At 70.2% G+C, this 16,956-nt stretch carries 13 protein-coding genes; 10 read left to right on the top strand and 3 right to left on the bottom strand.

Annotation, left to right across the window (positions count from 1 at the left end; all coding sequences use genetic code 11):
• Nucleotides 1-5 precede the first annotated feature (5 nt).
• The 4 genes from ACAD63_RS23970 (at nt 6) to ACAD63_RS23955 (ending at nt 3,800) form a co-directional block, all read left to right on the top strand.
• Nucleotides 6-1,043: a branched-chain amino acid ABC transporter permease gene (locus ACAD63_RS23970; RefSeq protein WP_434034447.1), complete on the top strand. Its 1,038-nt coding sequence runs from the start codon at nt 6-8 to the stop codon at nt 1,041-1,043.
• Nucleotides 1,036-1,800 (top strand): ABC transporter ATP-binding protein, encoded by a 765-nt coding sequence (locus ACAD63_RS23965; RefSeq protein ID WP_133095785.1) that lies wholly within the window; start codon nt 1,036-1,038, stop codon nt 1,798-1,800. Before ACAD63_RS23970 ends, ACAD63_RS23965 begins: the two co-directional genes overlap by 8 nt.
• Nucleotides 1,787-2,494, top strand: a complete 708-nt coding sequence (locus ACAD63_RS23960) for an ABC transporter ATP-binding protein (RefSeq protein ID WP_135703102.1) — start codon at nt 1,787-1,789, stop codon at nt 2,492-2,494. Before ACAD63_RS23965 ends, ACAD63_RS23960 begins: the two co-directional genes overlap by 14 nt.
• A 124-nt stretch (nt 2,495-2,618) precedes the next feature.
• Complete coding sequence (locus ACAD63_RS23955) at nt 2,619-3,800, top strand: ABC transporter substrate-binding protein (protein WP_434034446.1); 1,182 nt, start codon at nt 2,619-2,621, stop codon at nt 3,798-3,800.
• A 148-nt stretch (nt 3,801-3,948) separates the two neighbouring features.
• On the opposite strand, the gene ACAD63_RS23950 is transcribed toward ACAD63_RS23955, so the two are convergent.
• From ACAD63_RS23950 to ACAD63_RS23940, 3 genes are all read right to left on the bottom strand, one after another.
• Nucleotides 3,949-4,536, bottom strand: a complete 588-nt coding sequence (locus ACAD63_RS23950; RefSeq protein ID WP_133095788.1) for a J domain-containing protein — start codon at nt 4,534-4,536, stop codon at nt 3,949-3,951.
• Nucleotides 4,537-4,607: 71 nt separating this feature from the next.
• Nucleotides 4,608-7,466, bottom strand: a complete 2,859-nt coding sequence (locus tag ACAD63_RS23945; protein WP_434034445.1) for a DUF6600 domain-containing protein — start codon at nt 7,464-7,466, stop codon at nt 4,608-4,610.
• A gap of 329 nt (nt 7,467-7,795) precedes the next feature.
• Complete coding sequence (locus ACAD63_RS23940; protein ID WP_135703104.1) at nt 7,796-9,124, bottom strand: putative bifunctional diguanylate cyclase/phosphodiesterase; 1,329 nt, start codon at nt 9,122-9,124, stop codon at nt 7,796-7,798.
• Between the two features lie 320 nt (nt 9,125-9,444).
• On the opposite strand from ACAD63_RS23940, the gene ACAD63_RS23935 reads away from it, so the two are divergent.
• The 6 genes from ACAD63_RS23935 (at nt 9,445) to ACAD63_RS23910 (ending at nt 16,920) form a co-directional block, all read left to right on the top strand.
• Nucleotides 9,445-11,061 (top strand): methyl-accepting chemotaxis protein, encoded by a 1,617-nt coding sequence (locus ACAD63_RS23935; RefSeq protein ID WP_135703105.1) that lies wholly within the window; start codon nt 9,445-9,447, stop codon nt 11,059-11,061.
• Between the two features lie 71 nt (nt 11,062-11,132).
• A complete protein-coding gene (locus tag ACAD63_RS23930; RefSeq protein ID WP_133095792.1) occupies nt 11,133-11,606 on the top strand; it encodes a chemotaxis protein CheW in 474 nt (157 codons plus the stop codon).
• The gene (locus ACAD63_RS23925) at nt 11,603-12,874 is read left to right on the top strand and encodes a CheR family methyltransferase (protein ID WP_135703107.1); all 1,272 of its coding nucleotides are present in this window, start codon (nt 11,603-11,605) and stop codon (nt 12,872-12,874) included. Before ACAD63_RS23930 ends, ACAD63_RS23925 begins: the two co-directional genes overlap by 4 nt.
• On the top strand, nt 12,867-13,592 hold the full coding sequence (locus ACAD63_RS23920; protein ID WP_135703108.1) for a chemotaxis protein CheW: 726 nt from the start codon (nt 12,867-12,869) through the stop codon (nt 13,590-13,592). Before ACAD63_RS23925 ends, ACAD63_RS23920 begins: the two co-directional genes overlap by 8 nt.
• Nucleotides 13,589-15,892: a hybrid sensor histidine kinase/response regulator gene (locus ACAD63_RS23915; protein WP_195429899.1), complete on the top strand. Its 2,304-nt coding sequence runs from the start codon at nt 13,589-13,591 to the stop codon at nt 15,890-15,892. The genes ACAD63_RS23920 and ACAD63_RS23915 overlap by 4 nt, the downstream gene beginning before the upstream one ends.
• Entirely contained in the window at nt 15,889-16,920 is a 1,032-nt protein-coding gene (locus ACAD63_RS23910; protein WP_133095796.1) for a chemotaxis response regulator protein-glutamate methylesterase, read from the top strand. Before ACAD63_RS23915 ends, ACAD63_RS23910 begins: the two co-directional genes overlap by 4 nt.
• Nucleotides 16,921-16,956: the final 36 nt, after the last annotated feature.

Below are 16,956 nucleotides of genomic sequence, written 5' to 3'. Positions count from 1 at the left end.
ACGACATGAAAGCACTGCAAGGAAAGACCGGCTGGATGCTGCTGCTGGCACTGGCCATCGCGTTCCCGCTGGTCACGCCCAACAGCTACTACCTGACCGTGATGACGCTGGCCTTCATCTACGCCATCGCCACGCTCGGACTCAACCTCATCACCGGCTACACCGGCCAGCTCAACCTGGCGCACGGCGGCTTCATGGCCATCGGCGCCTACACGCTGGGCATCCTGACCGTCGATCACCAGGTGCCGTTCTGGCTCGCCTTCGTGCTGGCCGGCGTGGTCTGCATGGTGCTGGGCTACGTCGTCGGCGTGGTGTCGCTGCGGCTGAAGGGCCATTACTTCTCGATCTTCACCATGTGCATCGGCTACATCATCTACCTGGTGATCGAGAAATGGGAAAGCCTGACGCACGGCACCGTGGGGCTGATCGGCATCCCGGTGCCGGCTGCGATCGGACCGCTCGCGTTCGACAGCGTGCAGGCGCAGTACTACCTGGTGCTGTTCTTCCTGGCTGTGGGCACGTTCCTGATGCACCGCATCGTCACCTCGCTGCTGGGCCGCAGCTTCATGGCCGTGCGCAACAGCGATGCGCTGGCGGAAGCGCTGGGCATCAACCTGATGCGCACCAAGGTGCTGTCGTTCGTACTGTCGGTGGGTTACGCCGGTTTTGCCGGCGCGCTGTACGCCGGCCAGGTGCGCTTCCTGGGTCCGGACATCGCCCGCACCGACCTGACCTTCGACATGGTGATGTCGATGCTGGTGGGCGGCATCGGCACCCTCTTCGGGCCGTTGCTGGGCGCGGTGCTGGTGCCGTGGATCACGCAGTCGCTGCAGTTCATGCAGGACTACCGCATGCTGGTGTTCGGGCCGGTGCTGATCCTGCTGATCATCTTCGTGCCGGACGGCATCGTGGGTTCCTGGCTGAAGAAGCAGGCGCGCAAGGCCGCTGCCGCACGTCGCGCCGTACCCGCGCGGCCCGCGCAACCCGCCGCTGCCGGCAACAACGCTGTCCCGACCACCCGCGCCGGAGCCGACCATGCTTGAGATCCGCAACCTGACCAAGAAATTCGGCGGCCTGACCGCGGTGCACGATGTGTCGGTGACCTTCGAGCAGGGCCACATCAACGCCATCATCGGCCCCAACGGCGCCGGCAAGACCACCTTCTTCAACCTGGTCGCGGGCACGCACGCGCCCTCCTCCGGGCAGATCCTGTTCAAGGGGCAGGACGTGGCCGGCCTGCGCGCCGACCAGATCGCGCGCCTCGGCGTGGCGCGCACCTTCCAGGCGACCGCGCTGTTCGACCGCGCCACGGTGCTCGACAACCTGATCGTCGGCCACCGGCTGCGCACGCGCGCCGGGCTGGGCGACGTGCTGTTCAACACGCGCCGGCTGCGCGAGGAAGAACGCCTGTGCCGCGACAAGGCCGAAGCCGCGCTGGACTTCGTCGGCCTGTCGCACCTTGCGCATGAGGTCGCCGCCGATATCACGCAGGAAGCGCGCAAGCGCGTGGCCTTCGCGCTGGCGCTGGCGACTGACCCGGAGCTGCTGCTGCTCGACGAGCCGGCGGGCGGCGTCAATCCGGAAGAAACCGTCGGCCTGGCCGAGCTGATCCGCAAGATGGTGCGCCATGGCAAGACCGTCTGCCTGATCGAACACAAGATGGACATGATCATGCGGCTGGCCGACAAGATCATGGTGCTGAACTACGGCGAGAAGATCGCCGAAGGCACGCCTGCACAGATCCAGCAGGATCCGCATGTCATCGAGGCCTACCTGGGAGCCGACCATGTTGCAGCTTGAACGCGTCTCGCTGTCGTACGGCAGCTTCCGTGCGCTGGACAACATCACGCTGCACGCCGGCGCCGGCGAGCTGGTGGTGCTGCTGGGCGCCAACGGTGCCGGCAAGAGCTCGATCTTCCTGGCGATGAGCGCAATCCACCGCATCAGCGGCGGCAGCATGCGCTTCGACGGGCGCGAACTGTCGGGCATGAAGCCGTCGCAGATCGTGCAGGCGGGGCTGGTGCATTGCCCGGAAGGACGCAAGCTCTTTCCGGCGATGAGCGTGGAAAAGAACCTGGTGCTGGGCGCCTATGTGCACCGGCGCGACGGGGCGGGGATCCGCAGGACGCTGGAGGAAGTCTATGAACTCTTCCCGATCCTGCGGCAGAAGAAGGACGACCCCGCGGGATCGCTGTCGGGCGGGCAGCAGCAGATGGTGGCGCTGGGCCGCGCGCTGATGAGCCGGCCGCGCGCACTGCTGCTGGACGAGCCGTCGCTCGGGCTGGCGCCGCTGGTGGTCAAGCAGATGTTCGAGATCATCCAGCGCATCAACCGCGCCGGCACCACGGTGCTGCTGGCCGAGCAGAACGCGTACGCGGCGCTGGGGATCGCGCATCGCGCGTACGTGATCGAGAGCGGGAAGATCGTGATGGAGGGGGACAGGGATACGTTGCTGAAGGACGAGGGGATTCGGAAGGCGTATATCGGGGGTTAAGGAACCAAAGGCCTCCACTACCGATTGTGTGCTCCCTCTCCCGCTTGCGAGAGAGGGAAGCAAACCGTGCGGTCGTTAAGGGACAGCAGACATAACAAGCGCAGTACATCCAGGAGACATCACCATGCAAAGCAACATCATGCGCCGTATCTTCCCGCTGGCCGCCACTGCCGTGGCCGCCATGACCGCAATAATGGCTTCGGGCGCCGCGCTGGCGCAGGAAGTCGTCAAGATCGGCTATACCGGCCCGCTGTCCGGCGGCGCCGCGCTCTATGGCAAGAACGTGCTGTCGGGCGTGCAGATGGCGGTGGATGAAATCAACGCCACCGGCCTGGAAGTCAAGGGCAAGAAAGTCAAGCTGGAAGTGGTGGCGCTGGACGACAAGTACTCGCCCGCCGAGGCCGCCATCAACGGCCGCCGGCTGGTGCAGCAGCACAAGACCGCGGCAATCTTCGTGCCGCACTCGGGCGGCATCTTTGCGCTGCAGGCCTTCAACGAGCAGGAGAAATTCCTGGTGATGGCCTATTCCAGCGTGCCGCGCATCACCGATGCCGGCAACAAGCTGACCATCCGCATCCCCCCGGCCTATACCGGCTATATCGAGCCGTTCATCAAGGCGCAGATGAAGCGCTATGGCAAGAACGTGGCGCTGACGCCGGCGGATCACGACTATGCCAAGGCCTGGGTGCAGGCCTTCGTGCCGGCCTGGGAATCGGCCGGCGGCAAGGTGGTGGCCAACAACCCGATGTCGTACACCAAGGCCACCGACTTCTACAGCGGCGTGTCGCGCGCCATCAGCGAGAAGCCGGACGTGATGTTCGTCGGCGGACCGTCCGAGCCGACCGCGCTTGTGGTCAAGCAGGCGCGCGAACTGGGTTTCAAGGGCGGCTTTATCGTGATGGACCAGGCCAAGATGGACGAGATGGCCAAGGTCACCAACGGGCTGTCGATGCTGGAAGGCTCGATCGGCGTGCTGCCGCTGGTCAACGACAACCGCCCGGCGGCGCAGGCGTTCAATGCCAAGTACAAGAAGCTGCATGACGGCCGCGATGCGACCACCGAGATGTCGCTGAACTACACCATGGTCTATGCGCTGGCCGGCGCCATGAAGCTGGCGGGCACCACCAGCGATGCCGCGGCGATCCGCGCAAAGATGCCGGACGCGGTGAAGGGACTGGCCAGGGAGGTCAATCCCAACGAAGTCGACGGCATCGACGCCAAGGGCGGCTCGATGGCCGATACCGTGGTGGGCTGGGTACAGAACGGCAAGATCTCGCAGGTGCGGCTGTCGGAGCTGGCCAAGTAAGGTGGCCAGATGAGCTGGCCAAATGCGCTGGCCAAATGAGTTGGCCATCCACGCCGAAAAGCCCTGCAGGCCACGCGCCTGTGGGGCTTTTTTCTGTTGGCGGCAACCGACAGGATCCGACGCGTCTCAGCCGGAGGTCGGCGCGCCGCTACGAGCGAACGCCGAACAGGCCGTGCCAGAACGAATCGAAGGCGCCGGGATGGCGCCTGTGGCGCTCCGGGGCATCGTGCCCTGACGCCGCCGCTGCCTCGGGTTCCGGCGCCTGCGCGGCAGCCGCGCTTGCCTGCCGCGATGCCTGCAAGGCCGAAACGCTGTCGGCGATGCGGGCCGCCAGCTCCGCCTCGCAATCGCGGCCGAGCAGCACGCCAAACAGGACATCGCGGTTGTGGCCGTCATCGGCAAAGCGCATGGCGATGGTGACCATCTTCTCGTACTGTTCCTGCGCCGCGCGCTGGGCCTCGCGCTGCGCGGCGCGTTCCTGCTCTTCGTGTGCTTCCTGCTCCGCCTGCCAGCGGCGCATCTCGCGCTCGAACACTTCGTCGTAGATCTGGCGCTGTTCGGCGTCGGACAGGATCGCGTAGGCGTCGCGGATTTCCTGGAAGGCCGCGTGCGCCTCGGCCTCGCGGCCGAGGTTGCGGTCCGGGTGCCATTTCATTGCGGCGCGCCGGTACGCCAGCTTGATCTCGTCAAGGGTGGCGTCGGCTTGCACGCCTAGTGTCGCGTAGAGGGTCGTCATGGGGCGATGGGGGCGCTGCTGGGCTGGCGTTCATGCTAGCACGGCGCGCCGGCCCATCGGGGGCATCGCCGCTACTGGGGCCGGTCACCGTCGCGGTTACGTGCCTCCATCTGCCCACGGTCGTGCTGGGCGCGCTGCTGCTGTTGCTGTTGCTGGCGCTGCTGCTCCATCTGCTGGCGCTGGCGGTCCTGCATTTGCCGCTGCTGTTCCTGCTGGTGGCGCTGCTGCTCCTGCATTGCCCGCTGCTGCTCCTGCGCCTGCCGCTGCTGCGCCTGCGCGGCGCGCTGCTGCTGCTCAGCCTGCTGGCGCTGCATGGCCTGCTGGCGTTGCTGCTCCTGCATCTGCCGTTGTTGTTCCTGCGCCTGCCGCTGCTGTTCCTGCATCTGGCGCTGCTGTTCCATCTGCTGACGCTGGGCGGCCTGTGCCTGCCGCTGCTGGACTTCCTGCGCCTGGCGCTGCTGGGCCTCCTGCATCTGACGTTGCTGCTCGAAGCGCTGGCGCTGCATCTCCTGCCCCTGCCGCTGCTGGTCGGCCATCTGGCGCTGGCGCTCCACCTGCTGGCGCTGCTGCTCGGCGGCCTGGCGCTGCTGTTCCATCTGCTGGCGCTGGGCGTCATGCGCCTGGCGTTGCTGCTCCATCTGCTGGCGCTGCGCGTCCTGGGCCTGACGTTGCTGCTCCATCTGCTGGCGCTGGCGGCCTTCCTGCATCTGGCGCTGCTGGGCGTCCTGGGCCTGGCGCTGCTGCGCCTCCTGCATCTGGCGTTGCTGCTCGAAGCGCTGGCGCTGCATTTCCTGCGACTGCCGCGCCGGATCGGGGCGATCCTGCCCGTCCGCCCACTGCCGTTGCTGCCCGCGCTGCTGCTCCTGCTGGCGCCGCTCCATCGCATCCTGCTGCTGCCGCTGCAGTTCGCGCGCCTGCTGCTGTTCGCGGTCAGGCTGGCCTTGCCACTGGCGCTGCTGCTCCTGCTGGCGGCGCTCCATCGCTTCCTGCTGCTGCCGCTGCAGTTCGCGCGCCTGTTGCTGTTCGCGGCCAGGCTGGCCTTGCCACTGGCGCTGCTGGTCCTGCTGGCGGCGCTCCATCGCTTCCTGCTGCTGCCGCTGCAGGTCGCGCGCCTGCTGCTGTTCGCGCTGCATGGCCTGCGCCTGGCGTTGCGCATCAGGCTGGCCGGCAAAGCCGCGTCCATCGTCGGGACGCGCGCTCTGCCCACGGCCATTGCCGCGCCAGCCGTCCGGCGCCTGGGCCGGGTCCGGGCGGCCGGCGCGCGGCTGCTGCTCGCGCGCGGCCAGGGCGGCCTGGCTCATGCGCACGTCCGGCATGGGCTGCGCCTCGCGTCCCGGGCGCCCGGGGCGTCCCGGCCGTGGCTCGGGGCTGCCGCGCCATGCCGGGCCCGCCCCGGGGACGACACCGCCCTCGCGGGCGAAGCGTCGGGCCAGGTCATCGGTGGCCGGCCGTCCCGGCGGGTGCGCCGCGATCGCCTGGCGCTCGAAGACCGGGCGCGCCTGCGGCGGCAGCTGCCGCACCGGCGCGGCGCCGACCAGGCTGTTCTTGACCGGCGCCACCGGCGGGCCGCCGCGTGCCTCGCCGGCCGGCAGGTTGCGCCATTCGGCGCGGTGCATGCCGCGCACCGGGCGACCCTCGACGAAATTGCGCGCCGGCATGCCGGTGATGGCGCCAGGCACGTTGCGGTTGGCATACGGCACGGGCCGCCCGCGGTCGCCCATCACGATGTTGTTGACGGTGACGCGGTTGATGCGCGCGACATAGCTGGGACTGGCGCGGTACGCCGGCCGGTAGGCATCGCGCGGACCGAGCGGGTACCACGCCACGCCGGGGCCCCCGCCCACTTGCACGCTGCTCCAGCCGTGCCCGCCGCCGCCACCGCCGACAAAGGCCACCACGGCCGGCGAGTAGCACGGCCGCACCCGCGGGCCCGGCACCCAGCCCCAGCGCGTGCCCACGAAGGCCCAGCGCCCGTAGTGCGACGGGGCGAAGCCCCATGGGGCATCGTCGATCCAGGTCCAGCCCCACGGCGCGATCCATGCCCAGTGGCCGACGCTGTAGGGTGCCCAGCCGGCGCTGACGACGCGCGGGAACCAGACCGCGCCGTAGGCGGGTTCTTCCTGCCAGTCGCCGTAGTCGTCCAGCGCCGCGTAGCCCGGCATTTCGCGCGGCAGGTAGCGCGCCGACGGCGACGCGTCTTCGCGGGCGTCGCGGGCCGCGGTCCAGCGGTCGAAGCTGTCCTCGGCAATCGGACCGCCGCCGGCATCGGCCAGGTCGGTGCCGGCAAAGCGCATGCGATCGCCGCGCTGCAGCTCGATCGAGCGGCTATCGCCGTAGACCACGGCGCTGCCATGCCGCATCGTCACCGTGGTGGTGCTGCCGTCCGGCGCCACGTCGAGCCGGTAGTCGCCCGGCTCGCGCGGCACGAAGGCCAGGTTGGGGGTATCGATCTCGACGGTCTGGTCCTGCGGCAGCGCACGCACGCGCACCTGCATCGTGCCCTGCGTCAGCTTGACCTGGGTGGTGTCGTCGTCCAGGTTCAGGATGCTGGCCGCGGTCGCGCCGCCCATGCGCATGGCAACGTTGCCGGCGTGCAGCTCGGCGCGGCCGCCGGCGTCCATCCACAGCCGGTCGCCGGTAGTGACCGGGCGGTTCAGGCCGGTGGCGGCCCACTGGTCCGAGCCGGCCGGCGCGAAGCTCAGGTTGCCGTCGACCGCGGTAAGCGTGGCGATGCGGGCGGACGGGTCGGCCTGCGCAACCGGGGCGTCGACGATGGGCGCGTCCAGGTAGGGCTGGCCGGGTGGCGGCACCTGGGCCAGTGCAGCAGCCGCCACCGCAAGGGCCGAGGCGGCGGCGAGCGCAGTCAGGGCAAGCCGGGTGCGCGGGCCGGCGAGCGGGCGGGAACCACCAGATTGGACGGATTCGGACATGATTTCAGGTCGGGACAAGACGCTCCGGGATGCGGCGCGGGCAGCCGGTCGGAACCGATCGGCGAAGCCAATGGCAACGCGCCATCCTATTGGCACGATACATTGCCGGGAAGCCTGGCAACATGGCCCATGCGGCGGACTTTGTAAGCGCGTATTTCACCATGTGGCATGGTGGCCCGCCGGGAAACGAGGCGCGAGGCAGGCGGCGGGCGGGAAGGCGGGCGGCGGGCGATGCGCGGCGGCACACCGGGCGTCAAAGGTAGAAACAACTATTGCCGGTTTTGCCGGTATTGCCGGAGCCGGCGCGCGCCGGCCGGCCGGCGGCGGTTTCAGCGGCCTTGCTGCTCGCGCAGCAGTTCGGTCAGCCGGTCGGCCGGCATCGGCCGCCCATACAGGTAGCCTTGCGCCTCGTAGCAGTCGTGGGCCAGCAGGAAGTCGCGCTGCTCCGGGGTCTCGACGCCCTCTGCGACCACGCCGATGCGCAGGCTCTTGCCCACGTTGATCACCGAACGCACGATCGCGGCGTCGACCGGATCCTGGGTGACATTGCGGATAAAGGACTGGTCGATCTTGAGCCGGTCGACCGGGAACGACTTGAGGAAGCTCAGCGACGCATAGCCGGTGCCGAAATCATCGCAGGTCAGCGTCACGCCGTCGCGGCGCAGCGCCTGCAGCTGGTCCGAGACCTCGTCGCCCTGCTGCAGCGCGATGGTCTCGGTGATCTCGATCTCCAGGCAATCCGGCGCCAGCTCCAGCGCGCGCAACACGTGGCGCACCTCGGTCAGAAGGCGGCTTTCGGACAGCTGCGCCGCAAACAGGTTGATGGCGACGCGCGGCGGCTGCGAAAACGCCAGCGACCACGCGCGCGCCTGCGCGCACGTGGTCTGCAGCAGCCACATGCCGACGTCGCTGGCAATGCTGCTGGCAGCCAGCGCGTCGATGAACAGTGCCGGCACGATCAGCCCGCGGGTCGGATGCCGCCAGCGCATCAGCGCCTCGGCGCCGCGGATTCGGCCGTCGCGCAGGTCGACCTGGGGCTGGTACAGCAGCTCGAACTGGCGCTGCGCGTAGGCTTCGTGCAGGGCCTGGACCAGCGACAGGCGCGCGGTCACGTCCGAGCGCATCTGCGGCTTGAAGAAGCGGATGGTGCGGCCGCCGTCGTGCTTGGCACGGGCCAGCGCCAGGCTGGCGGCGGCGAGTACGTCTGAACCCAGTTCGCCGGCAGCGGGAATCACGCACGCGCCGATGCTGGCCAGCACATGGTGGCGGCGCCCGGCGTGCTCATGCGGGGAAGACAGCATTGACAGGATCGCCGCGCCGACATGCCGGACCAGCGTGGGATCGGAAATGGAAGGCAGCAGCACGCCGAACTCGTCGCTGCCGACGCGGCCGATGGCGGCATCGCGCGGCGAAGCATCGCGCAGGCGCCGGGCCACCCGCTGCAGGATGACGTCGCCCTCGGCATGCCCGTGCATATCATTGAAGGCACGGAAATCATCGATGCCGATCAGCAGCAATGCGCAGCGGGGCACCGCCTCAGCCTGCAGGCGCACCTCCAGCCGCTTCAGAAACCCCTGGCGATTGTCAACGCCGGTCAGCGGATCGAGATCCGAGCCTGGCGAGGCGCCAGCCGCCTTCGCCCCGGACTTGGCCACCATCCCTGCCCCATCTGTAATTGTCGACATTGTTACCCGCAAGCAATTTAGCAAGTGTGACGAAAACTTGGAAAAAATCAAGAAGTTCCCGCCGGCTGCCGTAACCCCAATGCGGCGGCGCAACGCTGGCGAGCCCGTCGCGCGGTTGCGCGTTGAATCGGCTTGCGGCATACAGTACCCTACCGCGCACCAGGGCCGTGCCGGCAGCCGCGCAGCCGGAAAGCGGCCCTGGACGCGGCGATGCGGGCAACGGCCGCCCCCGGTAACATTGCGCTCCGTCGCCCTGCTCCTCCCTGAACAAGAACATTACCGGGACCTTCACCGTGAACGCTTGGACCATCCGTACCCGCATCCTGGCCAGCTTTTCCATGATCCTGCTGGTCATGGCCCTGATGGGCGTGGTCGCCTATATGCGGATGAATGCGATCGAGCGCGAGACCGCGCTGATGCTGCATGACGCCCTGCCGGGGCTGAACTACAGCACCGGTATCCGCGGCGTCTGGGGCGAGCGCTACGTGCTTGCCTGGCAGACCATCAATGCCTCGAACGACGACGAGCGCCGCGGTTTCCAGGAACAGGGCAAGGACGCGGCCGCGCGCCTGGACAAGCTGGAGCAGCAGTACGAGGGCACGATCACGCGCAGCGAGGACCGCGTCGCGTTCCAGGCCTACCGCGACCTGCGCGCCCAGTATGAACAGGCCGCGCAGGTGCTGGCCCAGGCCGGCGACTGGAACGGCGCGGCCGCGGTCGCGGCGCTGCGCGGCCCCGTGCATGATCGCTGGATCGCCGCGCGCAAGGCGGCCCAGCACCTGGTCGACGACAACAGCGCGGTCAATGCACGCGCCGCGCGCGGCATCGACGATGCCGTCAACACCGCCAAGATCAGCATCGAGGCCGCGTTGATCGTCGCGCTGGTGGTGGCCGTGGTGTGCGGCTACCTGCTGCTGCGCGCGATCACCGTGCCGATGCAGTCGATCGTCGGCCTGCTCGCCGGCATCCGCGGCGGCGACCTGCGCCAGCGCATGGCGCTGCGCCGCAAGGATGAGTTCCACGAGGTCGAGGAAGGCTTCAACCAGATGACCGGCGAGCTGACCTCGCTGGTGGGCCAGGCGCAGCGCACCGCGATCCAGGTCACCACCTCGGTCAACGAGATCGCCGCCACCGCGCGCCAGCAGCAGGCCACCGCCACCGAGACCGCCGCCACCACCACGCAGATCGGCGCCACCTCGCGCGAGATCTCGGCCACCGCGCGCGACCTGGTGCGCACCATCCATGAGGTGTCCAGCGCCGCCGAGCAGGCGGCCGGGCTGGCCGGCACCGGGCAGGTGGGCCTGTCGCGCATGGAAGGCACCATGCAGCACGTGATGGAAGCCGCCGGCTCGGTCAACGGCAAGCTCGCCACGTTGAACGAGAAGGCCGGCAATATCAACCAGGTGGTGACCACCATTGCCAAGGTGGCCGACCAGACCAACCTGCTGTCGCTCAATGCCGCGATCGAAGCCGAGAAGGCCGGCGAGTACGGCCGCGGCTTCTCGGTGGTGGCCACCGAGATCCGCCGCCTGGCCGACCAGACTGCGGTGGCCACCTACGACATCGAGCAGATGGTGCGCGAGATCCAGTCGGCCGTTGCCGCGGGCGTGATGGGCATGGACAAGTTCTCGGAAGAAGTGCGCCGCGGCATGTCGGAGGTGACGCAGGTGGGCGACCAGCTGTCTCAGATCATCGCCCAGGTGCAATCGCTGGCGCCGCGCGTGGTCATGGTCAGCGAGGGCATGCAGGCGCAGGCCGGCGGCGCCGAGCAGATCAACCAGGCGCTGATGCAACTGTCGGAAGCCGCCCAGCAGACGGTCGAATCGCTGCGCCAGTCGGGCCAGGCCATCGACGAACTGACGCTGGTCGCCAACGACCTGCGCAGCGGCGTCTCGCGCTTCAAGGTCTAGGCGGCCCCTTACTGGACCTTATCGGCCCGTATTGGCCCGTATTGGCCCGCCCAGCCTTCCGCCTCGCAACCATGAAGCTCTTCCTGCTGTTCCGTCTTGGCGCCGACCACTACGCCCTGGATGCGGCCGAGGTCGCCGAGGTGCTGCCGCTGACGCGCCTGAAGCAGGTGCCCGGCGCACCCGCCTGGGTGGCCGGCATGATGGAGCGCCGCGGCCAGCCGGTGCCGGTGATCGACCTGCCGGCGCTGGCGACCGGCGTGCCGGCGGCGCTGCGCACCAGCACGCGCACGGTGCTGGTCCACTACCGCCATCGCGGCACCGCCGCGCCTCGGCTGCTCGGCCTGCGGCTTGAGTCCGCCACGCAGATGCTGCGCTGCCCGGCCGAATCCTTTGTCGATAGCGGCATAGCGGGCGCCAGCCCGCGCTACCTGGGGCCGGTGCGCCATGACGCGCGCGGCCTGGTGCAGTGGGTGCGCATCGACGCCCTGCTGCCAGACGAAATCCATGCGATGCTGTTCGCCGACACGTCCGGAGACCCCGCATGAGCACTGCCACACACATCGAGGCCCTGCTCAAGGCCCGCATCGGCCTGGACGCCGATGCCATCGGCAGCGGCGCGGTGGAACGCGCGGTGCGCGAGCGCAGCCACGCAGTGCAGGCAGCGGATACGCAGGCGTACTGGAACCTGCTGCACGGCACCGCCGGCGAGTTCCAGGCGCTGATCGAGGCGGTGGTGGTGCCCGAGACCTGGTTCTTCCGGCATCGCGAGGCACTACTGGCGCTGGGCCGCTTTGCCGCCGAGCGCGCCTTTGCCGACGGCACGCGCACGCTGCGCGTGCTGAGCCTGCCCTGCTCCACCGGCGAAGAGCCCTATTCGATCGCCATGGCCCTGCTCGATGCCGGCGTGCCGGCGGCGCGCTTTTGCATCGACGCCGTCGACATCAGCGCCCGGGCGCTGGCGCGCGCGCGCCAGGGCGAGTACGGCGCCAACGCCTTCCGCAGTGGCCCGCTCGACTTCCGCGACCGCTATTTCACCGCCGGCCCCGCCGGCTACGCGCTGGACCCGCGTGTGCGTGCGCAGGTGCGGCTGCTGCAGGGCAACCTGGTCGATCCCGACCTGCTCGCCGGCGAGCCGCCCTATGACTTCGTCTTCTGCCGCAACCTGCTGATCTATTTCGCTGCGCCCGACCAGCGGCGCGCGGTGCAGACGCTGGCGCGGCTGACGATGGCCGACGGCCTGCTTTTCGTCGGCCCGGCCGAGGCCAGCCTGCTGAGCGCGCAGGGGATGGTGCCGGTCGGCCTGCCGCTGACCTTTGCCTTCCGCAAACCCTCGCCGCGCGCCACACCGGTCGCCATCGCGCACCCGCCGCAGGGGGCAAGGATGGCTGCGCCGCCGCGCCTGCCGCGCTCGCCGGTGCCGGCCAGGCCCGTCGTGCGGCCAGCGCCCGCGCCCGGCACGCCTGCTGCTACCGTCATGCCCGGCCATGCGCACGCCAGCGAACTGGCCCGTATCGCCGGCATGGCCGACCGTGGCGAACTCGAGGCCGCTGGCGCCGCCTGCCAGGCACTGCTCGACCGCATCGGCACCGATGCGGGCGCCGCCGGCGCCTGGTGCATGCAGGGCGTGCTGCACGACGCCGCCGGCCGCACCGCGCAGGCGCACGCCGCCTACCGCAAGGCGCTGTACCTGGACCCGGCGCACCAGGAGAGCCTGTACCACCTGGCCGCGCTGCTCGACACCGAAGGCGACCACGACGGCGCCATGCGCCTGCGCCAGCGCGCGCAACGCCACACCCGCAAGCACCATGGCTGAACCGCAAGGCATTTTCCGCGGAACCTGCGCGGCCACCGTCGCAGTGGACGATTGCTGGCGCCGCATCGGCGTGCGCGGCGACGGCTCCTGCCCGGCGCTGGCCGAGCACGCGCACTGCCGCAACTGCCCGACCTACGCGCAAGCCGCGGCCATGCTGCTGGATGCGCAGCAGCTCGACCTGCCAGACCTGCTCGACCAGAACGCCGATGCGCTGCCCGATGCGGCAGCCATGGGCGGAGAAGCGGACGACCCGTACGCCGGGCACGGCAACGCGCTGTCGTGCCTGGTATTCCGCATCGGCGAAGAATGGCTGGCGCTGCCGACCGCGGCACTGGGCGAAGTCACCGCGCCGTGTCCGGTGCATTCGCTGCCGCACCGACGCGATGCCGCGGTGCTGGGCCTGGCGGCCGTGCGCGGCAACCTGCTGGTGTGCCTGTCGCTGGCACGGCTGTTCGGCACTGGCGAGGCCGGCGATGCCGGCGAGGCAGCGGGCAGCCGCTTCCTGATCCTCGGCCAGGGCCGCGCCGCGCTCGCGCTGCCGGTGGCCGAGGTTTCCGGCGTGGTGCGCGTATCCGGACCCGCGCTGCAGCCGCTGCCGGCCACGCTGGGCCGCGCGTCGGCGCGCTACACGCAGGCGCTATTCCTGGACCATGGCCGCAGCGTCGGCCTGCTCGACGCGGCCCTGCTGCGCCAGGCACTGGCACGGAGCCTGGCATGAACCCCGAACAGTTGCGCGACGCCTCGCTGCTCGAGCTGTTCGCGCTCGAGGCCGAATCGCAGGCCGAAATCCTCAACGCCGGGCTGCTGGCGCTGGAGCGCAACCCGGCCGCCGCCGAGCACCTGGAGGCGTGCATGCGCGCGGCGCATTCGCTCAAGGGCGCGGCGCGCATCGTCGGGCTCGACGCCGGCGTGCGCATGGCGCACGCCATGGAAGACTGCCTGGTCGCCGCGCAGGGCGGCATGCCGCTGACGGCCGCGCATATCGACGCGCTGCTGCAGGGCACCGACCTGCTGCTGCGCATCGGCCATCCGCCCGGCGGCGATCCGGGCTGGGCCGACGGCGCCGGCCGCGCCGGGATCGATGCGGTGGTGCAGCGGCTGGGCACGCTGGATGGCGGCCTGGCCCTGCCGCCCGTTGCAGCCCCGCAAGCCGCGCCGTGGACAGTGCCGGCAGACGATGGGCCCGCCATACCACCAGCGCCAGCCGCACCCATCCCGCAGCCGCAGGCAACGGGGCCACAGCCAGTCGCCCCCGGCGAGCCGCAGGAGCGCATGCTGCGCGTCAACGCCGATGCCCTCGACCAGCTGCTGGCACTCTCCGGCGAGGCCATGGTCGAGTCGCACTGGCTGCGGCCATTCGGCCAGGCGCTGCAGAAGGCCAGGCGCCAGCAGGCGCGCGCGCTGCGCGCAGCCGATGCGCTGCAGGACGCGCTGCAGGACACCCTCGCGGACAACGCCGGCGCGCGCGTGGCGCTGGCCGGATTGCGCCAGCTGCTCGAAGACGGGCATGGCGAGCTGTCGCGGCGGGCCGATGAATTCGACCAGTACGACCACCGCGCCACGCGCCTTGCGCGCCGGCTCTACGACAGCGCGCTGGGCTCGCGCATGCGCCCCCTCGCGGATGGGCTGACCGGCTACGCGCGCATGGTCCGGGACCTGGGCCGTGCGCTCGGCAAGTCCGTGCACCTGGAGCTGGTCGGCGCGGGCACGCAGGTCGACCGCGACATCCTGGAAGCGCTCGACGCCCCGCTCGCCCACTTGCTGCGCAACGCGGTGGACCACGGCATCGAGCCGCCCGCGGTGCGCCAGGCCCAGGGCAAGCCCGCCGAAGGCCGGGTCACGCTGCAGGCCCGCCACAACGCCGGCCGGCTGGTGATCGAGATCTTCGACGACGGCGCCGGCGTCCACCTGGACGCATTGCGGCGCGCGATCGTGCGGCGCAACCTTGCTTCGGAAGAGACCGCGGCGCGGCTGTCGCAGGCGGAGCTGCTCGATTTCCTGCTGCTGCCCGGCTTCAGCATGCGCGACACGGTGTCGGAAGTGTCCGGCCGCGGCGTGGGCCTGGATGCGGTGCAGGAGATGGTGCGGCGCGTGCGCGGCAGCCTGCGCCTGACGCAGCAGCCCGGGCAGGGCCTGCACTTCCACCTCGAGCTGCCGCTGACGCTGTCGGTGGTGCGCACGCTGCTGGTGGAGGTCGCGGGCGAGGCCTATGCCTTCCCGCTCGGGCATGTGCTGCGCGCCGCCGCGGTCGGACGCGCGCAGATCGAGCAGACCGAAGGCCACCAGCATTTCCGCCACGAGGGCCGTGCCATCGGCCTGGTCAGCGCGGCGCAGGTAATGCAGCGGCCGGAGAGCATTGCGCACGAGCGCGACGACGTGCAGGTGATCATCGTCGGCGAGGGCGAGCGCACCTACGGCATCGCGGTCGACCGCATGCTGGGCGAACGGCTGCTGGTGGTGCAGCCCCTGCCCGCCGCGCTGGGCAAGGTGAAGGACATCGCCGCCGGCAGCCTGACCGACGACGGCACGCCGGTACTGATCTTCGACGTGGAAGACCTGCTGCGCTCGGTCGAGAAGCTGGTCTCCGAAGGCCGCATCGAAGGCGTGCGCCACGCTGCCGAAGCCAGCGTGCAAGCGCGCGCGCGGCGCGTGCTGGTGGTCGACGACTCGCTCACCGTGCGCGAGCTGCAGCGCAAGCTGCTGGCCGGGCGCGGCTACGATGTCGCGGTGGCGGTCGACGGCATGGACGGCTGGAACGTGCTGCGCGCCGAGCCTTTCGACCTGGTCATCACCGATATCGACATGCCGCGCATGGACGGCATCGAGCTGGTGAGCAGGATCCGCCATGACGCCGCGCTGCGCCAGCTGCCGGTGATGGTGGTGTCGTACAAGGACCGCGAGCAGGACCGCCAGCGCGGCCTGGAAGCGGGCGCGGACTATTATCTGGCAAAGGGCAGTTTCCACGACGCCGCGCTGCTCGACGCGGTGCAGGACCTGATCGGCGAGGCACGCTCATGAAAATCGGCATCGTCAACGACTCCCCGCTCGCCGTCGCCGCGCTGCGCCGGGCCATCGCGCTGGACCCCGCCTTTGAGCTCGCCTGGGTCGCCGTCGACGGCGAACAAGCCGTGCAGATGGCCGCGGCCCGCACCCCGGACCTGATCCTGATGGACCTGCTGATGCCGGTGATGGACGGCGTCGAAGCCACGCGCCGGATCATGGCGGCCACGCCCTGCGCGATCGTGGTGGTCACCATGGATCTCGGCCGCAATGCCGAGCAGGTGTTCGAGGCGATGGGACACGGCGCCATCGACGCGGTCGATACGCCCACGCTGACGGAAGCCGATGCACAGCTCGCCGCCGGCCCGCTGCTGCGCAAGATGCGCAATATCGGCCGGCTGCTGGCTGGCCGCGTGGCCCCGCAGCACAAGCTGCAAGCCGCGCCGCGCGCCGTCGCCGCGCCCCGCCTGGTGGCGATCGGCGCCTCCGCCGGCGGCCCGGCCGCGCTGGCGGCGCTGCTGGGCGCGCTGCCGGCCGACTTCGGCGCGGCGGTGGTGGCCGTGCAGCACGTCGACGAGGCCTTCGCCGCCGGCATGGCCGAATGGCTCGACGGACAATGCGCGCTGCCGGTGCGCATCGCCCGCGCCGGCGACACGCCGCAGGCCGGCACGGTGCTGCTGGCCGGCACCAACGACCACCTGCGCCTGGCAAGCCCGACGCGCATGGTCTATACCGAACAACCGTGCGACTACCTGTACCGGCCCTCCATCGATGTATTCTTTGAAAGCGTGGTCGAGCACTGGCGCGGCGACATGGTCGGCGTGCTGCTGACCGGCATGGGCCGCGACGGCGCGCTCGGCCTGAAGGCGATGCATGATCGCGGCTTCCTGACGATCGCACAGGACCGCGCCACCAGCGCCGTGTACGGCATGCCCAAGGCGGCGGCGGCGCTTGGCGCGGCGGCCGAAATCCTGCCGCTGGGCCGCATCGCGCCACGGCTGGTGCAGGCGTGCGGCCGCACCGGCCTGGCCGCGCCACTGCCGTGAGCGCCGCCATACTGCCAGAACACGTCCCGGGCCCGG

Source organism: Cupriavidus sp. a3, assembly GCF_051015765.1.
In the GTDB taxonomy this organism is placed as follows: Bacteria; Pseudomonadota; Gammaproteobacteria; order Burkholderiales; family Burkholderiaceae; genus Cupriavidus; species Cupriavidus oxalaticus_A.
Note: the sequence above shows the minus strand (reverse complement) of the source record. Positions and strands in the feature narration are given on the sequence as shown.